The organism is Streptomyces beijiangensis, assembly GCF_017315755.1.
In the GTDB taxonomy this organism is placed as follows: domain Bacteria; phylum Actinomycetota; class Actinomycetes; order Streptomycetales; family Streptomycetaceae; genus Streptomyces; species Streptomyces beijiangensis.
In genome coordinates, this window is sequence record NZ_JAFLRJ010001732.1 from 1 (window position 1) to 365 (window position 365).

At 68.2% G+C, this 365-nt stretch carries 1 protein-coding gene; it reads left to right on the forward strand.

Annotation, left to right across the window (positions count from 1 at the left end):
- Window positions 1-365, forward strand: a 365-nt coding sequence (locus J0695_RS43415) for a glycosyltransferase family 2 protein (RefSeq protein WP_206970299.1), incomplete at both ends; no start/stop codon positions are given.

Consider the following 365-nt stretch of genomic DNA (forward strand, 5'->3'; position numbering starts at 1 on the left):
GCTGACCGTCGTCGGTTTCCTGGTACTGGGACGATTCACGGTCCTTCTGGCGCTGGCCCGGCGTCATGCGCGCGTCCGGCGAAAGACCGGCTTCAGTTGGGGCCCTGCCGTCACCGAACCGGTCAGCGTCATCGTGCCCGCGTACAACGAGAGCGCCTGCATCGCGGACACCCTGCGGTCGCTGGCGGCGAGCGACCACCCCGTCGAGATCATCGTGGTGGACGACGGCTCGACGGACGACACCGCCGAGATCGCACGCTCCCTGGAGCTGCCCGGCGTCACGGTCCTGTGCCAACGCAACCTCGGCAAGTCCAGCGCGCTCAACACCGGTATCGCGCACGCCGGTCACGAGCTGATCGTGATGG